Source organism: Coleofasciculus sp. LEGE 07092, assembly GCF_015207375.1.
Taxonomy (GTDB): Bacteria; Cyanobacteriota; Cyanobacteriia; order Cyanobacteriales; family Coleofasciculaceae; genus LEGE-07092.
Map to the genome: position 1 here is coordinate 1 of NZ_JADEWY010000179.1, position 10,884 is coordinate 10,884.

The 10,884-nt window shown below is 41.9% G+C and carries 11 protein-coding genes and 2 pseudogenes; 3 read left to right on the forward strand and 10 right to left on the reverse strand.

The genetic code is table 11. The features are described 5' to 3' along the window. Positions 1-26: 26 nt before the first annotated feature. On the reverse strand, positions 27-995 hold the full coding sequence (locus tag IQ257_RS27100; RefSeq protein ID WP_193880645.1) for a protochlorophyllide reductase: 969 nt from the start codon (positions 993-995) through the stop codon (positions 27-29). 358 nt (positions 996-1,353) lie between these two features. On the opposite strand from IQ257_RS27100, the gene IQ257_RS27105 reads away from it, so the two are divergent. Further along, positions 1,354-2,223, forward strand: coding sequence for an HIT family protein (locus IQ257_RS27105; RefSeq protein WP_193880642.1), 870 nt, complete (start codon positions 1,354-1,356; stop codon positions 2,221-2,223). A 307-nt stretch (positions 2,224-2,530) separates the two neighbouring features. On the opposite strand, the gene IQ257_RS27110 is transcribed toward IQ257_RS27105, so the two are convergent. Next, entirely contained in the window at positions 2,531-2,788 is a 258-nt protein-coding gene (locus tag IQ257_RS27110; RefSeq protein ID WP_193880627.1) for a hypothetical protein, read from the reverse strand. A gap of 131 nt (positions 2,789-2,919) precedes the next feature. Between IQ257_RS27110 and IQ257_RS27115 the strand changes: the two are divergent. Then, a pseudogene (locus IQ257_RS27115) lies at positions 2,920-3,210 on the forward strand (Uma2 family endonuclease); the annotation flags it as partial. A gap of 222 nt (positions 3,211-3,432) precedes the next feature. Continuing rightward, positions 3,433-4,590, forward strand: coding sequence for a substrate-binding periplasmic protein (locus IQ257_RS27120; RefSeq protein ID WP_193933370.1), 1,158 nt, complete (start codon positions 3,433-3,435; stop codon positions 4,588-4,590). Positions 4,591-4,629: 39 nt separating this feature from the next. On the opposite strand, the gene IQ257_RS27125 is transcribed toward IQ257_RS27120, so the two are convergent. The 8 genes and pseudogenes from IQ257_RS27125 to IQ257_RS27160 form a co-directional block, all read right to left on the reverse strand. Then, on the reverse strand, positions 4,630-5,853 hold the full coding sequence (locus IQ257_RS27125; RefSeq protein ID WP_193880621.1) for an OFA family MFS transporter: 1,224 nt from the start codon (positions 5,851-5,853) through the stop codon (positions 4,630-4,632). 482 nt (positions 5,854-6,335) lie between these two features. Further along, the gene (locus tag IQ257_RS27130) at positions 6,336-6,785 is read right to left on the reverse strand and encodes a hypothetical protein (RefSeq protein ID WP_193880618.1); all 450 of its coding nucleotides are present in this window, start codon (positions 6,783-6,785) and stop codon (positions 6,336-6,338) included. 371 nt (positions 6,786-7,156) lie between these two features. Then, a complete protein-coding gene (locus IQ257_RS27135; RefSeq protein WP_193880651.1) occupies positions 7,157-7,759 on the reverse strand; it encodes a Uma2 family endonuclease in 603 nt (200 codons plus the stop codon). 110 nt (positions 7,760-7,869) lie between these two features. After that, positions 7,870-8,172: a hypothetical protein gene (locus IQ257_RS27140; RefSeq protein ID WP_193880615.1), complete on the reverse strand. Its 303-nt coding sequence runs from the start codon at positions 8,170-8,172 to the stop codon at positions 7,870-7,872. Between the two features lie 20 nt (positions 8,173-8,192). Continuing rightward, a pseudogene (locus IQ257_RS27145) lies at positions 8,193-8,300 on the reverse strand (addiction module protein); the annotation flags it as partial. A 339-nt stretch (positions 8,301-8,639) separates the two neighbouring features. Beyond that, a complete protein-coding gene (locus tag IQ257_RS27150; protein WP_193880612.1) occupies positions 8,640-8,840 on the reverse strand; it encodes a hypothetical protein in 201 nt (66 codons plus the stop codon). 104 nt (positions 8,841-8,944) lie between these two features. Further along, positions 8,945-10,276: a caspase, EACC1-associated type gene (locus tag IQ257_RS27155; protein ID WP_193880610.1), complete on the reverse strand. Its 1,332-nt coding sequence runs from the start codon at positions 10,274-10,276 to the stop codon at positions 8,945-8,947. Continuing rightward, a complete protein-coding gene (locus IQ257_RS27160; protein WP_228061074.1) occupies positions 10,269-10,748 on the reverse strand; it encodes a hypothetical protein in 480 nt (159 codons plus the stop codon). Before IQ257_RS27160 ends, IQ257_RS27155 begins: the two co-directional genes overlap by 8 nt. Positions 10,749-10,884 lie beyond the last annotated feature (136 nt).

Here is a 10,884-nt window from a genome sequence, read left to right on the forward strand (position 1 = left end):
CTCTGAGAGATAGGAAAACGGCACTGTCACGCCAATCCAACCAACTTTTCGCTCAGATCCCATAGACGCTTGGCTTTTTCATCATCCAAGGCTTCATTAGAAACCTCTTGAACGAAAGACTGGCGACCTTTTTTCTGTCGGTTTCCCCAGCTCCAGTAAACTCCAGATTTGTTGTATTCTGGCTCGGCAACTACATCTGCAACCCGTTCGCCTGCTAATTCTTCAGACACGAAGCCGCCTGTGATGTATTTCTGGAACAAGGGAAAGATTTTCTGAAACAGGGAATAGTGGTTTCGGAATAGCCCTGTTTCTGCAACACATCCTGGATAAAGGGAACTGAAGGTAATCCCAGTCCAGTCGTGAAAGCGCCGATGCAACTCCCGCATAGTCAATACATTACAGAGCTTGCTATCCTTGTAAGCCTTGCCAGATTTAAAGGTTTTGCCGTTAATCATTGAGATAGGCGCTTTGAATCCCTCTTCAAAGCCCTTGAGTTCTCCTAAGTCTGGAGGTGCTGGAATTGGGATTTTCCCTCCCAACTCCTTCGGATTGGCTGTTACAGTTCCCAATATAATCAGCCTCGGCGCTGAAGTGGATGATTTCTTGAGATCCTCCACCATCAGGTTACACAGGAGGAAATGACCAAGGTGATTTGTGGCAACGCTCAATTCATATCCGTCGGCACTTCGCAACGGCTCTTTTAATAAAGGCATATATACTGCGGCGTTACACACCAAAGCGTCCAGGGTTCTGCCACTTGCCCTAAAGTTCTTCACAAACTGTCGAACGCTTTCTAAGGAGGCTAAGTCGAGATGCATGATGGTGTAGCTCTCCTGCGGCATTCCCACCGCTTGTGCAGCTTCTTCTGCCTTCTCGATATTCCGACATGCCATTACTACATGCCATCCCTTTTTGGAAAGAGCCTTCGCAGCTTGCAAGCCGACTCCTGAAGAAGCACCCGTGATTGCAACTGTTGACTTCTGATGAGATTCCATTCTGTTCAGACTCCGTTGACTGTCCTTGACTGTCTCTAGGATCTAGGATTTTACACTACTAAGGCACCAAATTTTAGGTTTCGAGATATCTAAATAGATTAACTTTAGACTATGGTTACTGAGGTTTTGGTGCAAAATTTGAGTGAACCGATATAACTTTTTGAACCTTTTCACGGTATTAAGTTCACGCTGCAAATCAGTATTGTGAGGGGTTCGGTAACATTACTGAGAATAAATTGTTTTGTTTCTTGGATTCCGGGATAGTACTGAAGAACTAACTAATCATCTAACCTATTCTAAAAATTAACACTATTTTTTATAGAAAATTTAGTGTAATCATTATTAGTTATTGTTTTTCATGAAAGGTCAAAAAAATCAGTTCAGCCATCTCACCGCGATAGAAAGGGTTTACTTATCGTTCCCCGCCCAGTTTTTATTGAGTAAAAATTTACTTAAAGGTAAAATTCTAGATTTTGGTTGTGGCTTAGGCAATGATGTAAAATTGTTACGGCAAAAAGGTTTAGATATTACAGGCTATGATCCTTATTATTTGCCGCAAGACCCTAAAGAGAAATTTAATACAATAATCTGTTTTTATGTTTTAAATGTTCTTTTTTCTGAAGAACAAGCTAATGTTTTAATGAAGATTTCGCACCTATTGAAGCCGGGAGGAAAAGCCTATTATGCCGTTAGGCGGGATATAAAAAAAGAAGGATTTCGAGAACATTATATTCACAAAAAGCCTACCTATCAGTGTATTGTGAAACTTCCTTTTCAGTCCCTTCATCTAGATGAATCTTGCGAGATATATGAATATAATCATTATAATTTTCAAAGAAATTCCTCTAATAATTGCATATTTTGCAATCCTCATAAAAATTTAAGTTTATTAACAGAGTCAGCAACAGCTTATGCTATGTTTGATGGTTATCCTTTGAGTAAAGGTCATGTACTTATCGTGCCAAAACGTCATGTAGCTAATTATTTTGAATTACCATTTAAAGAACAATCAGCTTGCTGGTTTATGGCAAATAAAGTACAAGAGATGTTAAGCCAAGAATTCTATCCAGACGGCTTTAATGTGGGAATGAATATCAATAAAGATGCCGGACAAAAGATGATGCACGCTAATATTCATATTATTCCTCGCTACCAGGGGGATACTGTCGGTGCTAAAGGCGGAATGAGACAAGTGATTCCTAAAGTAAATATGAGAAATCAAGACTAAAGACTATCAAGGGGAATACAGGGAGAAGGCGGTGAGCAGGTGCGCTGCCTTGATGGAAGTTGGTTGAAAAACGAGAAATCTGCTCAAAGCATTATACCTATTGACAGAGGTTAGGGTTTGATTTTTTAACTATCTTAAATAATAGAGCAGGGTGAGTTACTCCGTGCTCAATAGATATCGTAAAAAGACTTAATTACAACGTATGCAGTATCAAACAACCGTAGGGTGGTCGCTTATTACTTCAGGAATTGTGACGCTCTTACTCAAGATAATCCCAGGTAACTCCCTTTGGTGGGGAATCGGATTTCTAGTTATTGGAATTGTTATATTTTCCCTGCGGAAAAGTGATCGTGTTCCCACACCCTAAGACGATAAGACGAGGAATGATGCGATCGGCTTGGCAGCAGTACTTGCGCGATCGCATCAATAGCGATATATAATAAAGCCAAAACCAGCCTACACGGGCGATCGCCCTAGAGCGAAGAAACCCATCTTGAGATACAGCAAAGTGAAATGCTTTTTCATTCGATGGATTGAGACACAGTGAGCCTTTGGATTTCAGCATATATCAGACACATATCTACTGGCTTGATCGACCTCACACTGAACTACAAAGCCTGCTATGCAAAAACCACAAATGGAGTCTCCATCATCGTAAATACCGTTACCCAGGTCAAATTGCATTCCACAATAGTCGGTGATATTGCCAATGTTTTTGCCGCTCATCCAGACTGGACGATTGAGATTTTATCTCCAGACCAAAACCAAACCAAAGTAATCAGTAATATCCTGCATTGTCTCAATGCGGGTTGTCAGATGGGTTGGCTGATCGATCCGGCAGAGAAATCTGTGTTTGCCTATCCTGCTCATCAACAACCTATGTTTTTGGAAGAGTCAGAACAATTACTCTCAACTCCAGAATTTATTGCAGATTTAAAGTTAAGTGTTGGTGAATTATTTAGCTGGCTCAAACCTGGTAATGTTTGAAATAGCAAGTGTCGGGCGTCTGAAAAAACATTCATTGGAATTGCGCCTCTTAGCGATTGAATCTTCCTTGTGATAGGTGTAGGAAAGCCCCAGAACAGTCTAAAATAGTACTAAACGGGCAAGGTCTAGTTCAGGCAATGCTTACTTAACCCCAAAAAGTAGATGTAGTCGAGTGTGTCATAGTGGCATGACGCAGAAGTTTTAGGCTCTCAAGATTCTCTGATGATGACCCGGCGATTAATAAGCAGATTTCTGATTACACTTTGCACTATTTTAATAGTAAGATTTCTATTACCTCCTGCAATTCCTGCCCAAGTTCAGCAAACGCCAGTTTTGGGACAAGATGCAACCGAACAAAGTGAAAATTCTGCGGGTCAACAAGCTACGTCAGAGGGTTCGCCGTTAGTGGTTGGGGTTTACGATACTCCACCCTTTGCGCTCAAAAACGGTAATGACTGGGATGGAATTGGAGTGCATCTTTGGCGAGAAATAGCACGGGATCTAAATCTCGATTACCAATGGCAAGAAGTTGAGCAGGATAAAGTAATTGATCAGGTGCAGGATGGTACAGTGGATATGGCGATTACAGCGATCGCTACCGCATCTGATGAACAGCGCGTTGACTTTACTCACAGCTACTACACAACATCCCTTGGCGTTGCCCAACGCCCGCAACGCAGCCTGCTACAGATTGTCACAGCTATACTGTCCCCGCGATTTTTACAAATTACCCTATGGCTCTCAGTAATTTTTATCATTATTGGCGTACTGGCATGGGCGTTTGAACATAACACTAACGATCAGTTTGAGAAAAATCCTGTACGCGGTATTTGGACAGGGTTTTGGTGGGCTGGCGTCACCATGAGTACGATTGGCTACGGTGATAAAACACCTAAGAGCATTCCGGGACGGATTCTAGCGCTGCTTTGGATGTTGGTGGCAATGGGCATTACAGCGACGCTTACCGCATCGATTACATCAGTCTTAACAGTGGATTCACCAATCCAAGCTGTCCAGTCTCCTCAGAATTGGTGGCAGAGGAACGTTGGCAGCGTACCCGAAACTGAGAGTTCAGAATATCTGCAAAACGAGCGCATTCAATTTCAGTCGTTTTCGGCACCGCTTGATGGATTGCGGGCAGTGCAAGATGGCGATGTTGATATCTTTGTCTACAGTGCTGCTCCACTGCGTTACTTGAATCGCAACTCGTTGAAAGGAACTTTAAACATCCAAGCAACAGATCTCCAGGCACGTCGATATGCATTCGCGCTTCCAGAAGAGCATGAACTTTATGATGCTCTCAACCAAAAGATGCTGCAAGAAATGGATAAGTCAGACTGGCGAAATCTGGTTAAACGGTACATACCTAAACCGAAGTAGAAGCAATAAGCAATAACCAGAAACGGGTGTTTATTCCTCTTAAGATTGAAGTTTGAATTGTGCAATAATAATGCCGATAACGGCTAAAATCGCAGTTAGATAAAAAGCATAAGTATAGCTGCCAAACAAATCCCTGATTTGTCCAGTGGCTAGTGTTCCTAACAACGCTCCCGCCCCATAAGCAGTGAAAACAATCCCATAGTTCTTGGCATAGTCCTCCGGATCGAACAGATTTAGGGTTGCTGTCGGTGCGATCGCTAACCATCCCCCTAAGCAAAGCCAGAACAGAGAAAAGGCAACTAGATAAGTCAAAGCTTGCCCTTCTCCAGCGTTGAGCATCAAAATCGAAGCAATCAGAATCAACACATAAGAGATAGTTGCCGCTCCCTTCGGCTGAAGGCGATCAGTCAGCCAACCAAATAAAGGACGCCCGATTCCATTAAAGACGGCAAATATAGAAACCGTAATCGCGGCGGTGGTAGCATCTAGTTTAATAATTTCCTGTGCCACTGGGCTAGAAATACCGATCGCAGAAAGTCCGACAAAGCTGCCGATGGTGTAGCAAAGCCAGAGAGCATAGAAGGAAGGCGATTGCCATAGTTGTCGCCGCTGACTTTCGCTTATTTCATCGATCGCTCTGGGAGTCCATCCTTGTGGTTTCCATCCCTTAGGGGGTAATTTTAGGGTGATTGAGATGACTAGAATAATTGCCGTCAAGCTAATCCCAAGAATCGTAAAAGTAGGAAGAACTCCATAAGCAGCAATTAAGCTTTTTGCTAACGGTGCAGTCACTAAGGGAGAAAGTCCAAACCCGATGGCAGTCGAGCCTACTGCCAATCCTTTGCGATCGGGAAACCATTTGGCTGAAACTGCCAGGGGAATACCATAGGCAATGCCAACTCCCGCACCCGCAATTACACCATAGGTAATGGTTAATAGGATAATATTTGTGGTTAGGCTGGAGAGGATATAGCCAATTCCCGTCACCACACCACCAATCGCTGTAATTTTGCCCACGCCAATTCTATCAATGTAAAATCCTGTAACTGGCATCAACAGGGCATAGAGGACTAACAAGAAGGTGAACGGTAATAAACTTTGGGTGGCGCTGATGCCAAATAAGTCCTCTAGAGGTTTGCGAAAGATACTCCAAGAATAGACAGTTCCCAGACATAGTAGGACAAGCGAGCCTAACGGAATTAAAAACCATCTGCCTTTTTCTGCTGGCAAGCCAAAAAGACGCACAGATTGCCAGTTGTTCATAACATCTCCTGCACAAAGCCGATCTCTGCCTTCGCCTTCGATCAGGGTATCAGTGCTGAGGTGGGAATTCTAGTATGGAGTGCTACGAATTACAGGAGGGTTTCATGCACAGGCGATCGGGCGAAGCGTTTGCCTACTCCGTTGGAGAAGCCGCAGCATCGCATGGTGCGCCCTAGCCTAGCGCGAAGCTCTCTTCAAGTCTACGCGCTAGGCAAAAGCCAATCAATTTACATCGCTCCTTCAGATTTAATTAGATGCGATGAATGCAAACAATGTACATTAATCTTTCAAGCTAGTATAGCGTTTCTCAATCTACTGAGGTACATTTTCTCCGGGAGCATGTCACCTTTGTTTCCCCTCATCCCCCAACCCCTTCTCCCATTGGGAGAAGGGGAGCAAGAGCTTCATTGTCCCTCTCACGGGGAGAGGGATTTAGGGTGAGGGCTGTACTTCATCAGTATGAGAACCGCTATATCTATTCTCTAGTTACTAAAAACATCTTTGATGCTATCAACAGTGCGTTCAACAGCATTCTTTGTGTTGTCTACTGCTTTCTCAGTCCGAGCCGCATCTTCCTCTGCTCTTTGCTCAATTCGAGCCTTATCTCTCTTGGCTTTGCCCTCAACGAAACTACCATCGTCATCCGTTGCTTGATCAACGCGATCGGCATTTTTATTTGCAGTTTGCTTAACCTTATCTTTCGTATCTTCGATGAAATTTTTGGCTCGTCCAGCATCAACACTTGCTTTCCCTTTAACCTGATCGCTCGTGCCTGCTGATGCGATTAAGTTTGCAGTAGGAGCAGCTATTGCTGCGGTGTTCGAGAAAAACGCACCTTGCCAAACGAAAGCGATCGCTGACAGACAAAACAGAGTCGTAGCTATCCAGCGTCCTACAATAGAAAGCCGTTTCGTAATATAATTCAGTTTCACAGAATACAATCTCCTGGAGATTTAGCGCTTCGACTACGCTCAACGATAAAACTGAGCGTAGTCGAAGTTTTACCCTTCTATTTCTACTGGATCTGGCTCATTGATCAAATCGTTCCCCAGATAGAGCTTCTTCGGTCATAAGTTGTTGAACGAATTCACTACTTTGATAGATTGAATGGGGCGGTTCCCGTATTCGTCATACTTGCCCTCCCACACCAATTCCATTTTCATCCGCTAAAAGAGGGTGTAGTTTGTGGGTTGCGTAGAGGAAGACTAGCTCATGGGGAGTATTTCTGCTATGGCGATCGCATTATTGTAGGTTGGGTTTCCTTGGTCAACCCAACTTACGGCGATGAGCGATCATACTGAACTCAAGGCATTACATCATCGAGCTTTAGCTGTAAGGCTGGAAGCAGAGGAGATACGATGGTTTTACTTAACCGAAATTGTCGTGGCTCGTAGCTATCTCCAACTAGCTGATAAACAGTAAATGTTGGCTGTTTTGGCTTACCAATGAATTGAATACCACCTAACCCCCTAAAATCAGCAATCCAGTATTCGGGAATGCCCAGAAAAGCATACTCCTCCACTTTACGGGCATAGTCATCTTGCCAGTTTGTACTAGCAACTTCAACAACTAGTTTTACGGTGCTGCCATTACAGATAATTGGCTCTTGTTGCCAGAGTGGTTCGTGACGTAGTTCTTCTTTGTCTAAAACAATTACATCAGGTCGCAAAGCTGTTGCTTCAGCGGCTGGAGGCTTAATCAGACAATTTTTAGGGATTAACCAGTTTAAATTCAATCGCAGAATTTCAGCGTATATTCTACCCGCTAGGCTTCCGGCAACGGCTTCATGAGGCCCTGTCGGTTCCATGTCTCTTAATTCTCCATCAATGAGTTCGTAGCGCGGGTTGTCACCGTATTGCTCAATGAATGCTTCAAAGGTCAGTAGCTTAGGCGACGTGTAAATCATTGCAAAAAACCAATGCGGTGATAAACTGATTCTATCGTCTGGCTGTAGGGTTTGGTGGGAGCGATCGCCTCGGAAATCAATAGCTGTGTTAGTGGTAATGACCCAGGCAACTAGCCTGCAAGCAGACATGGTAGCCCAATCAAGACCAGTATGACACCTAGACAAAACAGGATGACAGCCATGACACTCTCATCCTCAATCAACCGAAACCAACCCAAAGAGCGAATGACTTGGTAAAAGCTTTCAGGAGTTTTCCAAGCGGCTGCCAAAAAGATCGGTCCACACAACAGAAAAATCAGGCATCGACCATTAAGTTTGAAATACCGTTCCCCCAGAATTGCCAGGATTACAGTTCCAAACAGCAGTCCAAAGTAAACTAGCAGAAATTGCTTGGTGTTAGGAGGGCGGGACATTGTTCAGATTACAGTTCCTGTGGGTAAACTTGCTCTGTTGCAATACTGTCCCAGATTGCTTGTACGAGACGAATTCTATCTTCAATGCTGAGGGCTGCAATTTCATGCAACGTAGCTGTGATGTCCATGCTGAGCAACCTAAATGGAAGAGTCGGTTGGGTTTCTTCGGTTCACCCAACCTTACACTTATTCTTCTTTATCCAGTTCCTTAAGTTCTTCTCTATACTTCTCCACTGCTGACTGTAGAAGCATCTGAGCCATAGGAATACCTATTCTCTCCGATATGATCTTGAGCTTTCTGTGGAGGTCATTAGGTATAGTTACTTTGAGTTGCTTATTCTTCTCGCGATCAATAGGCATCTGAACTAGGACTTAGATACCCCATAAGAATACCCTGAGTAGGCTCTATCCTGCTCAGAGTCTTTCTTTCAGTACTTAATAATGGTTACTTAGTCCATCCAACGTATTCAAAAATCAGCACTCAATACGCCTAAGTACTGCTCTAATGTTGGCTCCTGCTTGCATGGATCGGAGTAGTAACCTTTGAGTACCTTGGCTTTATCGGCTTTCTCTTGGCAAATAGTGGCGATTATGGCTAGGACTGTTTTAAGTCCCAGCTCATCTATCAGCAGTTCCAAGTCATCTTTATTAGTGATAGGTCTAGTCATAAGCTCCCTTTTGTTTCTGAAACCGTTGAAATGCAGACTTTCCCAGGGCTTGAGGTTCGATCTGTTAGCGATCGCGCAATGGTTGAGCAGTTGCAAAATAGGTATTAGAAAGAATTTCCAATTTCATAAGAACCAGGAGGGCATTGAACAATATTATTAGACACTTGAGGTGTTACAGGTGGTATTTTTGTTGGTTTTTCAGTTTTACAAAATTTTTCTAAAAAATGTAAAAAATGTATTTTATTTCTATAATTATCCTCTGATTTTACTGCGTAAATTATCGCTGTATAACTTTTTAAATCGTCTTTTTTGGCAATAGCTTTCATGATATATTTTGTGCCATCTGCAATTTCAATTTTATATAAATAGCTTTCATTTTCAGGATTATAATATTTTATATCGTCTAAATCAAAAGAAAATCTTGAATATTTTATGTAAAATTGTTTTTGTTTATCATTGATTGATTTCAGTGTTATCTCATTCCCAGATTCTTGATTGTCGATAGAGTTCCAATTAAAAATAACCATAAAAATTACTAATAGTATCAAAAAGCCAATAAACCCTACGGGAATTGATATTATTATAAATACAAGCCAAATTATCCTTTTAAATGGGTTTCTTGTCTCAGATATTAGTTTAATATTATGAAATTTATTTTTTGACTTTGTAATTACACTTGGAGATTTTTGTTTTTGCTGAAAAGATGGCGTATTCTTTGATTGAATCAGTATTATATTAAAACCTTCCTTATCTAAAATAATTTCTGGCTTCATTTTGGGCTTAATTTCTTGAACTTTTTCTTTAGCATATTCATGCAATTCACGAACATAAATTATGCCATCTTTATCATAGTCTGCTTCTCCTGTTTCAATTCCTTCAACTAAGTACTTAGTGTATAGGGAAAGGCTTTCTCCTTCCTGCTCAAAAGATGTTTGTGTTGCCGTGGAAGAAGTAAGAACAACTCTCCCCTCCGCACCTAACTGTTTCTTAATATTCACGCCCACACTTTTTGTCCGCCATCCTTCAGCAAAAGCCCCACTATAGCAACAGTCGAGAATTATTACCTGTCGTCTTGCATAACTATTATTCATAACTAGATGTACAAAATTTGCAGGTACCGCAGTTGCTTCAAAGTCATCTTTGGCTGTGATGTGAGTTGTCAAGTAAAGGTTGCTATCATCATCTGTGATTCCATGACCAGAAAAAAATAGCAGCACCAAATCCTCTTTTTTGCAACTTGCAAATAGCATTTTTATCGCTCTTTGCATTGTGACTAAATCAGGGTTTATAAGTGACTTTACTTCATCAAATTGACCGAGGGCAGGGCTTTGCAAAACTCGTTGCATTGCTACCACATCATTAGGAGGCGTTAAAAGTGTAGTCAAGCCATCTCCATACTCACTAACTCCAATTAAAAGCGCTATTTTTTTAGACATTTCCCTCTCCATCCATAATGGCAAAAAGGGACTTTACAATTTTCTCGATTTCTAATATTTCTTGCTTGCTTTTTGCTTCAATTTTTATTTCTTTATCACCGGATTTTACATTAATAATTATGGGCTTGTCTCCCAAACGTTCCCCCAGAAAGCCCAGAAAAGACTTAATATTCTTCACACTTACTTCAGCAGTCAAAAATCCCACCAGAGTAGCAAATCCAGGCTTACTGCCTACTTCGGGATTCACGTCTTCGGTGCGTTCAACTTTTTCTATTTCATCTAAATTGCGTAATTGGCGCAGTAGTTTTCTCGATATTTCTTGCCGTTCCTCATCCTCTAATGTTGAATCGTCAACAGCAAACGTAAACTGAATGGTGAGTTCGTCCATCATATTAGCTTTGGAGATATAGTCATCTTCATAAATATAGATTTTACTGCTTAATCTCCGGAAATGTCCCTCAATTAAAGTCAAATTTTATTTAGAGTATTCCAAGAAAAAGATGATCCAAAACCAGGGATACTGAGAGAGTAATTAGTGTGCAATCTGCTGTATGTCTTCAGAATCGTTAATCAAACTAAGTGATAGTCTTCGGTCGTTGTACATCAAG